Here is a 16,822-nt window from a genome sequence, read left to right on the forward strand (position 1 = left end):
GTGGATATCCAGTCACAGCCACCGATTTGTCGCAGAACTGTCGTGGATTTTTGTGACATTGCAGCCCGTCACACCACCGACCCCGGGTCTTCCCGAGGCCGCCACCCTCAGCCTCCACACGCGCAACGCGCCCCACATCATGCGATCTGCAGTTCATGCCCTCACCCCCCTGGCCGCCCTGCTGGGCCTGGCCTTCACAGCCCTGCCGGCCCTGGCCCAGAGCAGCGAGACCACCGAGCTCGAACGCGTCACCGTCACGCTCGGCCGCGGCCAGATCCGCTCCGTGCAGGGCCTGACCAAGGCCGACTTCGAGGCCGCCGCCGCGGCCGGCCAGAGCCCGCTGGCCACCGTGTCGCGCCTGCCCGGCGTCAACTTCCAGTCGGCCGACCCGCTGGGCAACTACGAGTGGTCCACCCGCTTCACGGTGCGCGCCTTCTCGCAGAACCAGCTCGGCTTCACGCTGGATGGCGTGCCCCTGGGCGACATGAGCTACGGCAACCTGAACGGCCTGCACATCAGCCGCGCCATCTCCAGCGAGAACGTCGCCCGCGCCGACCTGTCGCAGGGCACCGGCTCGCTGGACACGCCCTCGTCCAGCAACCTCGGCGGCACGCTGCAGTTCTATTCCTCCGACCCGGCCAAGGCCTTCGGCCTGCAGGTTTCGCAGACGCTGGGCAGCAACAGCAACCGCCGCACTTTCGTGCGCCTGGACAGCGGCCAGTCGGCCCTGGGCGGCATCTACGCCAGCTACACCCACCAGCAGGCCGACAAGTGGCGCGGCCACGGCCAGCAGCGCCAGGACCAGTTCAACTTGAAGTACGTGAAGGACTTCGGCGAGACCCGCCTGTCGGCCTTCGTCAACACGTCCAACCGCCGCGAGATCGACTACCAGGACATGTCGCTGGAGATGGTCAACCGCCTCGGCTACAACTGGGACAACTATTACCCCGACTTCAACGCCGCCGTCCAGTCGGCCAAGGGCATCTGGACCCAGGGCGAAACCAGCGTGGACGACGCCTACTACGCCGGCTCGGGCCTGCGCAAGGACACGCTGGCCGGCGTGACGCTGGACGCCAGGCTGGCCGACGGCCTGCGCCTGAAGACCACCGTCTACAACCACCACAACGACGGCCGCGGCCTCTGGTTCACCCCCTACACCTCCTCGATGGACGGCCCGCCCGACGCGAGCGGCAACCCCACCAAGGGCACCCCCGTCGCGCTGCGCACGACCGAATACGCCATCCGCCGCGGCGGCCTGACCGCGACGCTGGACTACGAGATCGGCGCCCACCAGCTGCGCGCCTCGCTCTGGCACGAGGACAACGACTTCAACCAGGCCCGCCGCTTCTACAACGCCAGCCCGAACGCCATCCCCAGCCCCTACGACTTCCCGAGCAACCCCTTCCTGACGCAGTGGCAGTACGCCTTCAACACGAAGACCGACCAGTTCTCGCTGTCAGACACCATCGCGCTGGCCAAGGACCTGACGCTGGGCGCCGGCTTCAAGTCGCTGCGCGCCAAGATCGACGGCAACCTGCTGGTGGGCAGCAACAAGCCGAACGGCTCCATCACGGCCAGCAAGGGCTTCCTGCCCCAGGTCGGCCTGAACTACCAGCTCAGCCGCACGGACGAACTCTTCACCAGCATCTCGCGCAATATGCGCGCCTACCAGGGCGCCGGCACCGGCACGACGCCCTTCGCGACGACGCAGGCGGGCTTCGACGCGATCAAGGGCTCGCTGCACCCCGAGACCTCGGACAACTTCGAGGCCGGCTGGCGCACCAGCAGCAAGCTGTATGAGGCGGCCGTCACCGCCTATGTCGTCAACTTCAAGGACCGCCTGCTCGGCGTGACCCAGGGCTCGGGCATCCAGGGCAACCCGACGGTGCTGAGCAACGTCGGCGGCGTGCGCACCAAGGGCCTGGAAGTCGCGCTGTCGCTGCGCCTGATGCCCGGCCTGAGCTGGTACAACAGCCTGAGCCTGAGCAACTCGACCTACCAGGACAACGTCACCAGCAAGGACGCCAGCAACAACACCGTCACGGTCGCCACCGCCGGCAAGCACGTCGTCGACGCGCCCGACCAGATGGTCAAGAGCATCCTCAGCTACGACGACGGCCAGTGGTTCGGCAACTTCGGTGCCGACTACATGTCCAAGCGCTACTACAGCTACCTGAACGACGCCGCGGTGTCGGGCCGCACGCTGTTCAACCTGAGCGGCGGCCTGCGCACCAAGTCGCTGGGCTTCCTGGCCGAGGGCAGCGTGCAGGTCGGCGTGACCAACCTGACCGACCGCAAATACATCTCGACGGTGGGCAGCAATGGCTTCGGCAACAGCGGCGACAGCCAGACGCTGCTGCAGGGCGCGCCGCGCCAGTTCTTCGTGACCCTGACCGGCAAGCTCTGATGGGCACGTCGCTCGACCGGCGCCAGCTGATGCTGGCCGCCGGGCTGGCGGCGGTGGGCGTGAGCGCGCAGGCGGGCTCGCGCCCGCTGGCGCTCGCGGCGCCCACCGACCCACACCAGCTCCAGCAACTGCGAATTGCCTTCGGCTCCTGCGCCAAGCAGTCCAGGCCGCAGCCCATCTGGGCCGCGGTGCGGGCCGCGCGGCCGGAGCTGTTCCTGTTCCTCGGCGACAACCTGTACGCCGACGCGCAGGACGCCGACACGCTGCGCCAGCGCTATGCCGAGTTCCGCCGCGTCGAGGCGCTGCAGTCCTTCCGCCGCGACGTGCCGCATCTCGCGATCTGGGACGACCACGACTTCGGCGACGACGATGTCGGCGGCGACTACCCGCTGAAGGCCCTGTCGCAGCAGCTCTTCTGCGACGAATGGGGCGAGCCCGCCGACTCGCCGCGCCGCACGCGCCCGGGCATCTACGAGGCCTACCGCATCGAACGCGGCGGCCGCACGGTGCAGGTGCTGATGCTGGACCTGCGCTTCAACCGCACGCCCCTCGTCGCCGACCCCGCGCTGAAGCAGGGTTATGCAGCCATGTACGCGAAGGCCAAGCTCGGCGGCGGCGCGATGAAGGGCTGGTACACGCCCAACCTCGACCCGGCCGCCACGCTGCTGGGCGAGCCGCAATGGGCCTGGCTGGCCGAGCGCCTGGCCGAGCCGGCCGACGTGCGCCTGCTGTGCTCCAGCGTGCAGCTGGCCGCCGAGGGCACGGGCTGGGAGGGCTGGAGCAACTTCCCGCTGGAACGCCAGCGCCTGGTGGACCTGATCCGCGAGAAGCGGGCCGAAGGCGTCGTCGTCATCAGCGGCGACATGCACTACGCCGACCTGTCGCGCTGGGACACGCCCGCCTGCTACCCGCTGTGGGACCTGACCTCCAGCGGCCTGACCGAGGTCTGGGACATCCCGACGCCCAATGCGCGCCGCGTCTCCGAGGTCTATGCTGGCGTCAACTTCGGCCTCGTCGACCTGGACTTCTCCAGGCCGGTGCCCGAGCTGACCCTGGCCATCCGCGACGTGAAGGGCGACACCCGCCTGCAGCAGCGCCTGAGCCTCGACCAACTCCGCTTCACCAAGGCATGAGCACCACACTCACCCGCCGCGACCTCCTCGCCGGCCTGGCCGGCGCCACCGCTTCGGGCCTCGCGCCGCGGGCGCTGGCCCAACCCACCGCGCTCGAAAAGGCCGCCCGCGCCGAAGGCCGCATCGCCAGCGTCGGCATGCCCGACGACTGGGCCAACTGGCGCGCCACCTGGGCCGATCTGCAGCGCCTCTACGGCCTCGCCCATGTCGACACCGACATGAGCAGCGCCGAGGAGATCGCCAAGATCGAGGCCGAGCGCGCCAACGCCAGCATCGACATCGGCGACGTCGGCTTCGAGTTCGGCGCCATCGCCAAGGCCCGCGGCATCACGCGCGCCTACAAGCCGACGACCTGGAGCCAGATCCCCGACTGGGCCAAGGATCCCGATGGCCACTGGGCGCTGGCCTACACCGGCACCATCGCCTTCGCCGTCAACAAGCGCCTGCTGAAGGACGTGCCGCGCAGCTGGAAGGCGCTGTTCGCGGCCCAGCCGCGCGTGCTGATCGGCGCCGTCGGCCGCGCGGCCCAGGCCAACGCGACCGTGCTGGCCGCGGCCCATGCGCTGGGCGGCGACGAGACCCGGCTGCAGCCCGCGCTGCAGGCCTTCGCCCGGCTCGCCAAGGCCCGCAGGCTCATCAGCACCGACCCCTCGCCCGCGCTGATGGAACGCGCCGAGGCCGAGGTCTTCCTGATGTGGGATTTCAATGCACTGAGCTACCGCGACAAGCTGCCCAACGCGGCCGACTACGAGCTGCTGATCCCCAGCGACGGCAGCATCACCAGCGGCTACACGACGCTGCTGAACAGCTATTCCAAGCGCCCCAACGCCGGCAACCTGGCGCGCGAATACATCTTCAGCGACGCCGGCCAGCTCAACCTCGCGCGCGGCAACGCCCGCCCCATCCGCGTGGACCACATGGCCCTGCCCGAGGACGTGAAGAAGAAGCTGCTGCCGGCCGCCCAGTACGCCGCCGCGCGCCCGCTCAAGCCGCAGGTCTGGACCGAGGAAGTGAAGAAGCTACCCAGGGCATGGCAGCGAGAGGTGCTGGGCGCATGAACAAGCTCGTCCTGCTGCTCGTCGACGGCCTGCGCGCCGACACCGCGCGCGACTACCTCGGCTACGTCCAGGCCCTGAACGAGGCCGGCCGCGCGCACTGGAGCAACCTGCGCTGCGAGCTGCCCAGCCTGTCGCGCCCGCTCTACGCCACCGTGCTGAACGGCCGCACGCCGCTGGACCACGGCATCCTCGGCAACGTCCAGGCCGGCCAGCGCTGCGGCAGCACCGTCTTCGACGACCTCGCCGCCGCCGGCCGCAGCTCGGCCGTGGCGGCCTACCACTGGGTGTTCGAACTGCTGACCGGCGCCGTCTTCGACCCGCTGGCCCACCGCGAGACCGCCCTGCCCCAGCTCGGCATCGAGGCCGCGCGCTGGTACTGGGAGGACGACTATCCCGACTCCCACCTGCTGGCCGACGCCGAGGCCCTGCGCCTGGCGCACGCGCCCGACTTCCTGTTCGTGCACCCGATGGGGCTGGACCTGGCCGGCCACCGCCACGGCGGCGAGTCCACCGGCTACAGCTTCGCCGCCCGCAAGCTGGACATGGTGCTGGCCCAGGCCCTGCCGCGCTGGCATGCCGCCGGCTACGACCTGCTGCTGACCAGCGACCACGGCATGCACGCCGACCACTGGCACGGCGGCCCGCTGCCGGTGGAGCGCGACGTGCCGCTGGTCTGGCTGCCGCACCAGGGCGGCGCCGAAGCCCCCGCCGGCTGGCCGGCGACTCAGACCGGCATCCGCGGCTTCGTCGCCCAGCGTCTCGGATGCGCCTGACCCCGGCCCGCGCCTGGCTCACCGCCGGGCCCATGCTGCTGCTGATGGTGGCGGCCCTGCTGCTGCCCTTCGGCTGGCGCAGCGCGGACCTGCTGCGCGCCTGCCTGGGCGGCGGCGAGTGCGCGCTGCACGAGCTGTGGGCCGACCGCTTCTACATCGACGCCATCGCGCGCACCGTGGGGCTGTCGGCCGCCTCCACCGCGCTGGGCCTGGTGCTGGGCCTGGGCGCGGCCCTGCACCTCGTCGCCCACCCGCGCTGGGAGAAGCCGGTCGCCGTGCTGGCCGGCCTGGGCGCCAACTTCGCCGGCGTGCCGCTGGCGCTGGCGCTGACGCTGCTGCTGGGCAGCCAGGGCGTGCTGACGACGCTGGCGCAAAAGAGCCTCAGCCTGGCCGGCCTGCTGCAGGGCTGGGACCTGAACAGCGACGCCGGCCTGCTGCTGGCCTTCACCGCATTCCAGGTGCCGCTGGCCGTCGTGCTGTTGATGGCGCCGGTGCGCCTGCTCGACCCGGCGCTCGCCGAGGCCGCCGCGACGCTGGGCGCGCGCCCCGCCACGTTCTGGCGCCGCGTGGGCCTGCCGCTGCTGGCGCCCAGCCTGATCGAGACGGCCAGCCTGCTGTTCGCCAACGCGGCGGCGGCCTACGCAACGCCGTTCGCGCTGGCCGGCACCGCCAGCCCGGTGCTGGCCGTGCGCATCGCGGCGGCCGTCAGCGGCGACATCTTTTCGCAGCCGGAGCTGGCCACGGCGCTGTCCCTCGTGATGGCGGTGCTGCTGCTCGCCGTCATCGTCGGCGGCCGGCTGTGGTCAGCGCGATTGAGGCGTTCGGCATGAAGACGCCGAAGTCAGCCAACCGCCCCTGGCGCCTGCCCGCCTTCGCCTTCTGGGCCGCGGCCCTGCTCGTGCTGCTGCCGCCGCTGGCCGTGCTGGCCTACGCCTTGAGCGAGCGCTGGGACCAGGGCCTGCTGCCGCAGGGCGCCACGCTGCACTGGCTGGCCGGCCTCGCGGCCGACGAACGCGTGCGCACGGCGGCCTGGAACTCGGTCTGGGTCTCTGGCGCCGCCGCGGCGCTGGCCGTCGTGCTCGGCGGCGCGGCCAGCCTGGCCGGCCATCTCGCGTCGCCGCGCCTCAAGGCCCTGCTGGATGCGCTGGCCCTGCTGCCCTATGCCATCCCGCCGGTTGTCGTCGCCATCGGCGCGCTGGACCTTTTCGTCGGCCGCTGGGGCGATGTGCTGGACCTGCGGGCCGTCTACGTCGGCCTGCTGGCCGCGCTGCTGTTCCCGCTGGTGCACCAGACGCTGTCGGCCGCGCTGCAGCAGCTGGACGCCCAGCCGCTGATCGACGCCGGCCGCACGCTGGGCGCGTCCGACGGCCTGCTGCTGCGCCGCGTGCTGCTGCCGCTGCTGCTGCCGGCCTTCGCCGCGGCCGGCCTGCTGGCCTGGACGACGGCGGCCATGGAGTTCGCCATCGCCAACCTGCTGCTGGCCGGCTCGCTGGAGCTGCTGCAGCCCCTCGTCAACGGCCTGCGCGGCGCCAACGGCCATCTCGCGGCGGCGCTGATCGTCGTCAGCCTCGTCATCGTCACCCTGCTCGGCACCCTCGTGCATCTGCTCACCTCATGGCGAACCCCAGCGCGCTCCTGATCCACCAGGCCGGCCTGGCCCTCGGCGGCCGCGCCATCCTGCAAGGCATCAACCTCGACCTGCCCCCCGGCCAGGTGCTGGCCCTGCTGGGCGGCTCGGGCTGCGGCAAGACCACGCTGCTGCGCGCCATCGCCGGCCTGCAGCCGCTGGACAGCGGCAGCGTGCAGCTCGACGGCCGCGACGTGTCGGCCTTGCCCACGGCCGAGCGCGGCATCGGCGTCGTGTTCCAGCACTACGCCCTCTTCCCCAACCTCAGCGTGCGGGACAACATCGGCTTCGGCCTGCAGGCGCGCGGCGAAGCCGCGGCGGCGCAGCAGGCCCGCGTCGCCGAGCTGCTGGCCCTCGTCGGCCTCGCCGAGCACGCCGCCAAGCGCCCGGCCCAGCTCTCCGGCGGCCAGCGCCAGCGCGTGGCCCTGGCGCGCGCGCTCGCGCCGCACCCGTCGCTGCTGCTGCTGGACGAACCCTTCTCGGCGCTGGACGAATCCTTCCGCGTGCCGCTGCGGCGCTCCTTCCGCCAGCTGCAGCGCGAGCTGGGCCAGAGCTGCGTGCTCGTCACGCACGACCGCGACGAGGCCTTCGAGCTGGCCGACCAGGTGGCCGTGATGTTCGACGGCCGCATCGAGCAATGCAGCCCGCCGGCCGAGCTGTGGCAGCGCCCGCGCACGCGCCGCGTGGCCGACTTCCTCGGCGCCTTCAACCGGCTGGATGCGCGCAGCGCGCCCGAACCCTGGCGGCGCGACGGCGGCTGCTGGATCGCGCCGCTGGCCGCGCTGCAGATCAGCTCACCCGACACGCCGGCCGAGGCCTGGCGCTTCGCCGCCCGCGTGCTGGCCGCCCACCCCGGGCGCCAGCACACCAGCGTCGAGCTGCAGGCCTGGGGCGAGCAAGCGCTGACGCTGAACCTGGTGCCCGACGCGCCCGCGCCGGCTCCCGGCATGCTGCTGGACCTGGCCCTGCCGGCCACGGCCCTGCAGTGGCTGGCGGACTGACATCGATCCATCACGAAACGGGCCTAGCGTCGGCAGGCTGTTTCTCTGGAGCTTTCATGCACCGTCTCTTCGCCGCCCTCTGCCTCTCGCTGCCGTTGTCCGCGGCGCAGGCCGCCCTGCCCGTGCAACTCGGCCCGCGCCCCTTCTTCCTCGTCGAGGACATGGCCGACGGGCCGCTGAAGCAGAAGCTGCAGGCCTGCGCCGCCACGCGCACCGAGTACAAGCCCACGCTGTTCTCCATCGGCCACCGCGGTGCGGCGCTGCAGTTCCCCGAGCACAGCAAGGAGAGCTATGAGGCCGCCGCGCGCATGGGTGCCGGCATCGTCGAGTGCGACGTGACCTTCACCAAGGACAAGGAGCTGGTCTGCCGCCACGCGCAGAACGACCTGCACACGACGACCAACATCCTCGCCACGCCGCTGGCGGCCAAGTGCATCAAGCCCTTCACGGCCGCCGAGTTCGACGCCGAGGGCAAGCTCGTCAAGCCCGCCGCGGCCGAATGCCGAACCAGCGAGCTGACGGTGGCCGAGTTCAAGAGCCTGAAGGCCAAGATGGACGCCTTCAACCCGCGCGCCCGCACCGTGGCCGAGTACATGGCCGCCACGCCCGCCTGGCGCACCGACCTCTACGCCGGCCCCGGCACGCTGATGACGCTGGACGAGGCCATCGCCCTCTACAAAAAGCTGGGCGTGAAGATGACGCCCGAGCTGAAGGCGCCCAGCGTGGCCATGCCCTTCGACGGCTTCAGCCAGGCCGACTACGCGCAGAAGATGATCGACGCGCACAAGGCCGCCGGCGTGCCGCCGGGCGACGTCTACGCGCAGACCTTCTTCAAGGCCGACGTCCTCTACTGGGTGGCTCACGAGCCCGAGTTCGCGAAGCAGGCCGTCTTCCTCGATGCCGCCGAGAAGCCGGCCGACCTGCCGACGGCCGAGCAGCTCAAGCAGTACCGCGCCGAGGGCGTGCGCATCGTCGCGCCGCCGCTGTTTGCGCTGCTGGCGCTGGACGCGAACGGCCAGCTCGTGCCCTCGGACTATGCGCGCAACGCCAAGGCCGCGGGGCTGGACATCATTTCGTGGTCGCTGGAGCGCTCGGGGCCGCTGGTGGGCCCGGGCAACAAAGGCTTCTACTACCAAGGCGTCGGCCACACGCTGACGCGCGATGGCGACCTCTACCGCGTGCTGGACGTGCTGGGCCGCGACATCGGCATCCGCGGCCTGTTCTCGGACTGGCCGGCCACGGTCAGCTTCTATGCGAACTGCATGGGCTTGAAGTAGGCCGCGGCCCGAGGCCGGCTCAGCGCCCCGTGCGCCACGGCAGCATGGCCGCCAGCACGCCGTCCCGGCGCGCGAAGTGGTGGTAGAGCGCGCCGGCCGCATGCAGGCCGGCCAGCCACATCAGCGCGTCGCCGAGCCAGCCGTGCACATCGCCCCAGTCCGCCGCCTCGCCCAGCGGCGAGCCCGCGATCCAGGGCAGCTGCTCCACCCGCACGCCGCCCAGCAGGGTCAGCGGGTGGCTCTCGCTGCCCAGGGCCAGCAGGGCCGTCAGCGGCAGGGCCAGCAGCAGCGCCCACAGCGCGCCATGCACCAGCAGGGCCAACACCCGCATCCCCGCCGGCATGTCGAAATGCGGCTTGCCCGGGCGCAGCGCCACCCACAGCAGGCGCAGCAGCGTCAGCGCGAACACCAGCAGGCCCAGGGACTCGTGCCAGACGATGTCCAGCCGCGTGCCGGGGTCGACGCCCTCGTGCATCAGCCGCCCGAAGCCGTCCGGACCCAGCATGAAGGCGGCCGTCGCGGCAATCGCCGTCAGCCAGTGGAGGGCGCGGCTGATGGGGTCGTAGCGGAGGGAGGACGTCGGTTGGGCCATGGCGCGGGCATGAGTTTGAGGCGATTGTGGCGGCTGCCCGGCGCACCGCCATCGGGGCGGGCCTGGGCGGCCCGGGCGCCGGTCACGATAATCGTTGCAGCATGTCAGCCTCGACCTCCCCATGACCTATTGCGTCGCGATGCGCCTGCGCTCGGGCCTGCTGTTCGCCTCCGACACCCGCACCAATGCGGGCGTCGACCACATCGCGAGCTTTCGCAAGATGTACCAGTTCCAGATCCCGCACCAGCGCGAGATCGTCGTCCTGGCGGCCGGCAACCTGGCGACGACGCAGTCCGTGCTGTCGCTGCTGAATGCGCGCCTGAGCGGCGACGGCGAGCATCTGCTCAACGTGCCCAGCCTCTACGACGGCGCCGTGCTGCTGGGCCGCACGCTGAAGGAGGTCGTCGCGCGCGACGCCGGCGGCGGCATGCAGGGCCAGGGCGTGGACTTCGGCGCCAACTTCCTGCTCGGCGGCCAGATCAAGGGCGAGGGCCCGCGGCTCTTCCACGTCTACCCGCAGGGCAATTTCATCGAGGCCACCGAGGACACGCCCTATTTCCAGATCGGCGAGAGCAAGTACGGCAAGCCCATCATCGACCGCGTCATCAGCTACGAGACGACGCCGCTGGACGAGGCGGCCAAGTGCACGCTGGTGAGCTTCGACTCGACCATCCGCTCCAACCTGTCGGTGGGCCTGCCCATCGACATGCTGATGCTGCGCGCCAACCGGTTCGAGCAGGCCATGAAGCCGCCGCACCGCATCGGCCGCGACGACCCCTATTTCCTGTCGCTGCGCGACGGCTGGAGCAAGGGGCTGCGCGAGGTCTTCGACGAGCTGCCCAACGAACCCTGGTTCGACAGCTGACCATGCCCTGGCGCCACCTCCTGACCGCCTGCGCCCTCGGGGCGGCGCTGTCCTGCGCGGCCCAGGACATCACGGTGCTGCGCACGGTGGCCCAGTCCGGCAACCTGCCCAAGTTCAACGTCGGCGACGCCCACAGGCCGGGCTTCTGCGTGGAGATGCTGCACGCCATCGAGGCCACCGACAGCGCGCTGCGCTTCGAGGGCCTGGAGCAGGCCCTGCCCCTCAAGCGCATCGCGGGCCTGCTGGAAAGCGGGCGGGTCGATGTCTTCTGCGGCCTGGCGCGCACGCCGGCCCGCGAGGCGAAGATCAGCTTCCTGCCGCACATCGTCTATGTCACCCGGCACAAGCTGGCCGTGCGGGCCGACGACCCCTTGCGCATCCACAAGCTGGAAGACCTGCGCCGGCTGTCGCCCGACGAGCCGGTCATGGTCAACCGCAGCAGTGCCTATGAGCAGATCCTGCTGGATGTCGGCCGCATCCCGCTCGACGCCAGCCTGTCCGACCCGATCACCAGCCTTCGCAAGCTGGTCAACCACCGCGGCCGGGCCTACTACTTCAGCGACATGGAGCTGAACTACTACATCCAGCGCGACCAGCTCCAGGACAAGGTCAGGCTGCTGCCCCAGGTCTTCCACGAGGACCGCCCGCTGTTCGCCTACCGCCAGGACCTGCCGCAAGCCGCCGTCGAGCGGCTGCGCGGCGCCCTCGACAGGCTGCAGGCGGACGGCAGCCTCCACCGCATCGCCGCCCGCTACGGCGCGCGCTGAGCCGGCCGGCTCTACGGGTTTGCAATCAAAGCGATAACAAGGCGCGAAGCCGCAGACAGTGCTCTGGCACGGCAAGGCGAAGCAACGCGGTTAGCGCTTTGATTGCGAAGCCGTATCACACCGGCCCGAGCACCCGCATCGAGTAGTCCACCGCGCGCACGTCCTTGGTCAGCCGGCCGACGGAGATGCGGTCCACGCCGGTCGCGGCGATCCAGCGCAGCTGCTCCAGCGCGACGCCGCCCGACACCTCCAGCAATGCCCGAGCCGAATACGCGGCGTTCACCGCCACGGCCTCGCGCATCATGGCCTCGCTGAAGTTGTCCAGCAGCACGCTGACCGCGCCGGCGGCGAGCGCCTCGTGCAGTTGGGCGATGGTCTCGACCTCGATCTGGATATCCACGCCCGCGTTCAGCGCCCGGGCCGCGCGCAGCGCCTGGCCCACGCCGCCGGCCGCGGCGATGTGGTTTTCCTTGATGAGGATGCCGTCATAGAGCGCCAGCCGCTGGTTCTGCCCGCCGCCCACGCGCACCGCGTACTTCTGCGCCAGGCGCAGGCCGGGGAGGGTCTTGCGCGTGTCGAGGATGGCGCAGCCTTTCGGGTTCGGGCTCGCGCCGGCCACTGCGTCGACGTGGGCGCGCGTGAGCGTCGCCGTGCCGGACAGCAGCTGCAGGAAGTTCAGCGCCGGCCGCTCGGCGCTCAGCAGCGCGCGGCCGTCGGCCTCGATGCGGCAGACGATGCCGTCGGCCGCCATCGCGGCGCCTTCGTCGTAGAGCCAGTCGATGCGGCTCGTCGCGTCCAGCGCGGCGAACACGCCGTCGAACCAGTCGCGCCCGCACAGCACGGCCTGCTCGCGCACCCGCACCTGGGCGGCCACGCGCCGGCCCGCGGGCACGAGCTGTGCGGTCCAGTCGCAGCCGCCGATGTCCTCGGCCAGGGCCTCGCGGATGTTGCGGGCGCGGGCCTGCGCCAGGCTTTCCTGCGCGACCATCACTCGGGCTCCCCCACGGTCAGCGTGATCTCGCCCAGGCCCTCGATGCGGCCCGTCACCACGTCGCCCGGCACGACGGCGCCCACGCCGGCCGGCGTGCCCGTGTAGATCAGGTCGCCCGGGTGCAGGCGGTAGAGGTGGGACAGGTTGGACACGATCTCGGCCTGGTGCCAGATCATGTCGGCCAGGTCGCCGTGCTGCTTCTGCACGCCGTTCACGGCCAGCGTGATCGCGCCCTTGTCGAGGCGGCCGATGTCGGACACGCGCACGATCTCGCCGAGGATGGCCGACTGGTCGAAGCCCTTGGCCGTGTCCCAGGGCCGGCCGGCGGCCTTGGCCTCGGCCTGCAGGTCGCGGCGCGTCATGTCCAGGCCCGCGGCATAGCCCCAGATCGCGGCCACCGCGGCCTCGGGCGTGAGCTTGAACACCGGTGCGCCGATGGCCAGCACCAGCTCCATCTCGTAGTGGTAGTTGCGGGTCTCGGTCGGGTAGGGCACGGTGCTGCCCGAGGGCGTCATCGCGGTCGCCGGTTTCGTGAAGTAAAACGGCGGCTCGCGCGTCGGGTCTGAGCCCATCTCGCGGGCATGATCGGCATAGTTGCGGCCGACGCAGAAGATGCGGCGGACCGCGTAGCGGGCGCCCGTGCCGCGCACGGCGGCGCTGGGAATCTCGGCCGGAGGAAAGACGAAATTGCTCATGGCATGGCATCGACGATGGGGGATCAGCGTGCAGCATACTGGGCGAGGAGTCTGTGTGACTGAGCGTGGCGCCCGCGCCGGGGCGATTTGCGGGGCCAGGCAAGGCGCCGGCGAGGCGTGGGTCGGGACCCACAACGAGCCGGCAACGCCGCATGGCCCCGCAAATCGCCCCGGCCCTTCGGGTTGGGCCTGGCTGGGGCGCATGCCGCGTTGCTCGTCGTTGCGGGCACGAGCCCGCGGCCTCCTCGCGCCTTGCCTGCGCCCCAGCCAGGCCCAACGCGGGCACCACGCTCAGTCACACAGACTCCTGCTGCTGCTCACGCTGGCGCTCCTGACCGGCTGCGCGACACGCCCGGTCGCGCCCACCGCTCCCGCCGGCCGTGACGGCGGGCCGGCCAGCCCGCCGGCCGAGCTGCACAAGGTGCCCGACGCCGAGCCGCGCGTCGAGCCCATCCGCAACGGCGGCCCGAACAAGCCCTACGAGGTGGCCGGCGAGCGCTACGAGCCCATCACGACGGACGCGCCCTATGCCGAGCGCGGCCTGGCCTCCTGGTACGGCAACAAGTTCCACGGCCGGCCGACGTCCAGCGGCGAGGTCTACAACATGTATGCGATGACGGCGGCGCATGCGACGCTGCCCATCCCGAGCTATGCGCGCGTGCGCAACCCGGCCAACGGCCGCGAGGTCATCGTCCGCATCAACGACCGCGGCCCCTTCCACAAGGGCCGCATCATCGACCTGAGCTACACGGCCGCGCTCAAGCTCGGCCTGCTGCACGGCGTGGCGCCGGTGGAGGTCAGGCGCCTCACCTATGCCGAGATCCGCGCCGGCGCCTGGCAGAAGCCCGCCAACGAGCCACCGCCCGTCTTCGTGCCCGATGCGCCGCCCGGCTCGCCGCAGCGCGAGACGACGGCCACCGCGACCGCCGCCACGACGGGATCGGGCTACTGGCTGCAGTTCGGCGCCTTCGGCAGGCTCGACGCCGCCGAGGCGCTGCGCGAGCGCGTCGCCCAGGCCGACCTCGGCCTGCTGCCGCTGCTGACCATCGTGCGCGAGGCCGGCCTGAACCGGCTGCGCGCCGGCCCCTTCCCGAACGCCGACGAGGCGCGTGCCCAGGCCGACAAGTTGCGCACCGAGAACGGGCTGGAGTCCAGCCTCGTCGAGCCGCGCCGGTGATCAATACCCGGGCCGGCCGGGCCGGCGCCGAGCCGTTGTCGGAGAAGATGTGCGGCTCAGCCACCGCAGCGCATGGAATTCCTCGACGTCCCGACCGTCCTCCAGGTCAGCGCCCTCTTCAACCTGATGGCGGCCCTGGCCTGGCTGCTGCTCGCCCAGCTGTTCCGCATGGCGCCGCGCGCCAGCCGGCTGATGGCGGCGATGCATCTGGTGCGCATCGCGTCGCAGGGCTGCGGCGACTGCATGGCCGGCTGGCCCGCGCTTGCGCAACGCGCCGTCCCCGAGTTCGGCCTGCTGGCCTGCGCGGTGCTGCTGCTGCTGGCGCTGCGGCGCATGCTGCGCAGCCGCCGGCGCCCGCACGACGTCGCCTGGCTGGGCGGCCTGGGCGCGCTGGCGATTGCGGCCGGCCTGGCCAGCGGCGACGGCCTGGCGCCGCAGCTCGCCGGCACGGCCAGTGCGACGCTGCTGGCGGCCCTGGCCGTGCGCGAGGTCGGGCGCGGCGCCGGCGCGCGCCTGTCGCCCGTCGCCGCCGCGCTCGCGACCCTGCCCTTCGCCGCGCTGGCCGGCCTGGGCCTGGCCCATGCCGCCGAGCTGCTGCTCGTGCCCGGCTGGAGCGGCCGCGTCCCCGGCGGCGCGCCGCCCTCGCCGGCGCGCGCCGTGCTCTGGTTCGTCATCACGGCCAGCATCACGCTCAGCCTCATCGCGCTGATGATCTGGCGCCTCGTCACCCGCATCCAGCACCTCACCTATCGCGACCCGCTCACCGGCGCGCTGAACCGCCGCGCCTTCGAGCAGGCGCTGGCCGAGGCCCAGGCCCAGCTGCAGCGCGGCCACGGCTTCGCGGTCGCGATGATCGACATCGACCACTTCAAGCGCATCAACGACGAGCACGGCCACCCGGCCGGTGACGCCGCGCTGCGGCACTGCCTGCGCATCTGGCAGGCCGGCCTGCGCGAGGTGGACTGCCTCGGGCGCATCGGCGGCGAGGAGTTCTGCGCGCTGCTGCCGCTCGCCGACCCGGCCGACCTGAACAGCGCTGCCGCCGTGGTCGAGCGTCTGCGCGCCAGCCTCGCCGCCCAGCCACTGCAATGGAAGGACATGGAGCTGCAACTGACCGCCAGCTTCGGCGTGGCCCTGCCCGCCACCGACGACCCGGCCGGCGACGTGGCCCTGGCGCGCGCGGACGCCGAGCTCTACCGCGCCAAGGCCGAGGGCCGCAACCGCGTCTGCGTCGCGCAGCCGCTGTTGTCGGAAGCGGCGCCGACATGATCGTCACCCAGGCACAGACCCTGACCCTGCTGGCCGCCCTCATCCTGGTGTCCGGCGCGGCCGCCCTGGTCTGGACCTCGCTGGCCTTCACCGCGCGCATCGCGCCGCGGGCCTCGCTGACGGTGGCCAGCGCCAACGCCGCCACCGCGCTGGCGCTGGCGCTGCATGCGCTGCGCGGCACGCTGCCCGACGCCCTCGCCTACTGGCCCGGCGACGTGCTGGCCGTGGCCGCCTTCGCTCTGCTCGGCGCGGCCGTGCCCGCCGTCACGATGCGCCGGCTGATCTGGAAGCCGGGCGCCGCCGTCGTCGCGGCCTGCGCGCTGACGCTGGCGGCCCTGCCCTACGACGGCGACCTGCGCTGGCAGGCCCGCCTCGTCAACGCGGCCGGCGCCGGCCTCGCGCTGACGGCCGGCCTCGCCGCCTGGCGCAGCCTGGGCCGCTGGGCCAGCGGCCGGCGCACGCCCGCGCCGCTGGCCCTGCCCCTGCTGCTGATCGCGGCGCTGATGGCCGCACGCTGCGCCGAGAGCTTCGTCCACCCGGGCGCCGCGCCCGACCTGCGCCTGCCCACCGGGTTCAACCTCGGCTTCCTGTGGGCCAGCCTGGTGCTGGTGCTGCTGCAGAACGCGACGCTGGCCTTCCTCGTGCTGATGCGCCTGATCCTGCGCATCGAGCACCTGCTCGACCGCGATCCGCTGACCGACACGCTGAACCGCCGCGCCTTCGACCAGTCCCTGGCCCTGGCCCATGCGCGCTTCGGGCGCGGTCGCGGCTACGCCCTCGTCATGATCGACATGGACCGCTTCAAGCAGCTCAACGACACGCTGGGCCACGCGGCCGGCGACGCCGCGCTGCGCCAGATGGTGAAGGAGCTGCAGCCCTGCCTGCGCGAGGTGGACCGCTTCGGGCGCCTGGGCGGCGAGGAGTTCTGCGTGCTGCTGCCCGACACCGGCCTCGCCGGCGCGGCACTGGTGGCCGAGCGCATGCGCTGCCTGATCGACGCGACACCGCTGCGCTGGCTGGAACAGGACTGGCCGCTCAGCGCCAGCTTCGGCATCGCCGAGGCCAGGCCGGGCGACAGCGGCCCCGACGCCGTGCTGGCGCGCGCCGACGCGGCGCTCTACCGGGCCAAGCATCAGGGGCGCAATGTGGTTCAGGGGTGAGGGGAGGCGGCTGCCCGTGCTGGCTGTGCA

At 72.0% G+C, this 16,822-nt stretch carries 16 protein-coding genes; 13 read left to right on the forward strand and 3 right to left on the reverse strand.

Annotated elements, in window-relative coordinates:
* The first annotated feature begins 139 nt into the window (after positions 1-139).
* From NYP07_RS00100 to NYP07_RS00135, 8 genes are read left to right on the forward strand one after another with little or no spacing between them, the layout of a single operon-like run.
* Positions 140-2,407, forward strand: a complete 2,268-nt coding sequence (locus tag NYP07_RS00100) for a TonB-dependent receptor (RefSeq protein WP_268146073.1) — start codon at positions 140-142, stop codon at positions 2,405-2,407.
* Positions 2,407-3,540 carry an alkaline phosphatase D family protein gene (locus tag NYP07_RS00105; protein WP_268146075.1) on the forward strand — a complete coding sequence of 378 codons (1,134 nt, stop codon included), beginning with the start codon at positions 2,407-2,409 and terminating at the stop codon, positions 3,538-3,540. The genes NYP07_RS00100 and NYP07_RS00105 overlap by 1 nt, the downstream gene beginning before the upstream one ends.
* A complete protein-coding gene (locus tag NYP07_RS00110) occupies positions 3,537-4,598 on the forward strand; it encodes an ABC transporter substrate-binding protein (RefSeq protein ID WP_268146077.1) in 1,062 nt (353 codons plus the stop codon). The genes NYP07_RS00105 and NYP07_RS00110 overlap by 4 nt, the downstream gene beginning before the upstream one ends.
* Complete coding sequence (locus tag NYP07_RS00115; protein WP_268146079.1) at positions 4,595-5,371, forward strand: alkaline phosphatase family protein; 777 nt, start codon at positions 4,595-4,597, stop codon at positions 5,369-5,371. Before NYP07_RS00110 ends, NYP07_RS00115 begins: the two co-directional genes overlap by 4 nt.
* Positions 5,362-6,201: a hypothetical protein gene (locus NYP07_RS00120; RefSeq protein ID WP_268146081.1), complete on the forward strand. Its 840-nt coding sequence runs from the start codon at positions 5,362-5,364 to the stop codon at positions 6,199-6,201. The genes NYP07_RS00115 and NYP07_RS00120 overlap by 10 nt, the downstream gene beginning before the upstream one ends.
* Positions 6,198-7,010, forward strand: a complete 813-nt coding sequence (locus NYP07_RS00125; RefSeq protein WP_268146083.1) for an ABC transporter permease subunit — start codon at positions 6,198-6,200, stop codon at positions 7,008-7,010. The genes NYP07_RS00120 and NYP07_RS00125 overlap by 4 nt, the downstream gene beginning before the upstream one ends.
* Positions 6,986-7,999 (forward strand): ABC transporter ATP-binding protein, encoded by a 1,014-nt coding sequence (locus NYP07_RS00130; RefSeq protein ID WP_268146085.1) that lies wholly within the window; start codon positions 6,986-6,988, stop codon positions 7,997-7,999. The genes NYP07_RS00125 and NYP07_RS00130 overlap by 25 nt, the downstream gene beginning before the upstream one ends.
* A 56-nt stretch (positions 8,000-8,055) precedes the next feature.
* The gene (locus NYP07_RS00135; protein WP_268146087.1) at positions 8,056-9,276 is read left to right on the forward strand and encodes a glycerophosphodiester phosphodiesterase family protein; all 1,221 of its coding nucleotides are present in this window, start codon (positions 8,056-8,058) and stop codon (positions 9,274-9,276) included.
* Positions 9,277-9,295: 19 nt separating this feature from the next.
* Here the strand turns inward: NYP07_RS00135 and NYP07_RS00140 are convergent, their stop codons facing one another.
* Positions 9,296-9,868: a cytochrome b gene (locus NYP07_RS00140; protein ID WP_268146089.1), complete on the reverse strand. Its 573-nt coding sequence runs from the start codon at positions 9,866-9,868 to the stop codon at positions 9,296-9,298.
* Positions 9,869-9,989: 121 nt separating this feature from the next.
* Here NYP07_RS00140 and NYP07_RS00145 point away from each other — a divergent pair, with 121 nt between their 5' ends.
* A complete protein-coding gene (locus NYP07_RS00145; protein ID WP_268146091.1) occupies positions 9,990-10,733 on the forward strand; it encodes a proteasome-type protease in 744 nt (247 codons plus the stop codon).
* 2 nt (positions 10,734-10,735) lie between these two features.
* Positions 10,736-11,500: a substrate-binding periplasmic protein gene (locus tag NYP07_RS00150; RefSeq protein ID WP_268146093.1), complete on the forward strand. Its 765-nt coding sequence runs from the start codon at positions 10,736-10,738 to the stop codon at positions 11,498-11,500.
* 115 nt (positions 11,501-11,615) lie between these two features.
* Here the strand turns inward: NYP07_RS00150 and nadC are convergent, their stop codons facing one another.
* Together nadC and NYP07_RS00160 are read right to left on the reverse strand one after the other, a co-directional pair.
* Positions 11,616-12,488 carry a carboxylating nicotinate-nucleotide diphosphorylase gene (gene nadC, locus NYP07_RS00155; protein ID WP_268146095.1) on the reverse strand — a complete coding sequence of 291 codons (873 nt, stop codon included), beginning with the start codon at positions 12,486-12,488 and terminating at the stop codon, positions 11,616-11,618.
* Positions 12,488-13,186 carry a fumarylacetoacetate hydrolase family protein gene (locus tag NYP07_RS00160; protein ID WP_268146097.1) on the reverse strand — a complete coding sequence of 233 codons (699 nt, stop codon included), beginning with the start codon at positions 13,184-13,186 and terminating at the stop codon, positions 12,488-12,490. Before NYP07_RS00160 ends, nadC begins: the two co-directional genes overlap by 1 nt.
* Before the next feature lie 421 nt (positions 13,187-13,607).
* On the opposite strand from NYP07_RS00160, the gene NYP07_RS00165 reads away from it, so the two are divergent.
* The 3 genes from NYP07_RS00165 to NYP07_RS00175 all read left to right on the forward strand — a co-directional run bounded on the left by NYP07_RS00165 (position 13,608) and on the right by NYP07_RS00175 (position 16,792).
* Positions 13,608-14,363 carry a septal ring lytic transglycosylase RlpA family protein gene (locus tag NYP07_RS00165; RefSeq protein WP_268146099.1) on the forward strand — a complete coding sequence of 252 codons (756 nt, stop codon included), beginning with the start codon at positions 13,608-13,610 and terminating at the stop codon, positions 14,361-14,363.
* Positions 14,364-14,435: 72 nt separating this feature from the next.
* The gene (locus NYP07_RS00170; protein ID WP_268146101.1) at positions 14,436-15,632 is read left to right on the forward strand and encodes a GGDEF domain-containing protein; all 1,197 of its coding nucleotides are present in this window, start codon (positions 14,436-14,438) and stop codon (positions 15,630-15,632) included.
* Positions 15,629-16,792, forward strand: coding sequence for a GGDEF domain-containing protein (locus NYP07_RS00175; RefSeq protein ID WP_268146103.1), 1,164 nt, complete (start codon positions 15,629-15,631; stop codon positions 16,790-16,792). Before NYP07_RS00170 ends, NYP07_RS00175 begins: the two co-directional genes overlap by 4 nt.
* Positions 16,793-16,822 lie beyond the last annotated feature (30 nt).

The organism is Pelomonas aquatica (assembly GCF_026712205.1).
Lineage (GTDB): Bacteria > Pseudomonadota > Gammaproteobacteria > Burkholderiales > Burkholderiaceae_C > Pelomonas > Pelomonas aquatica.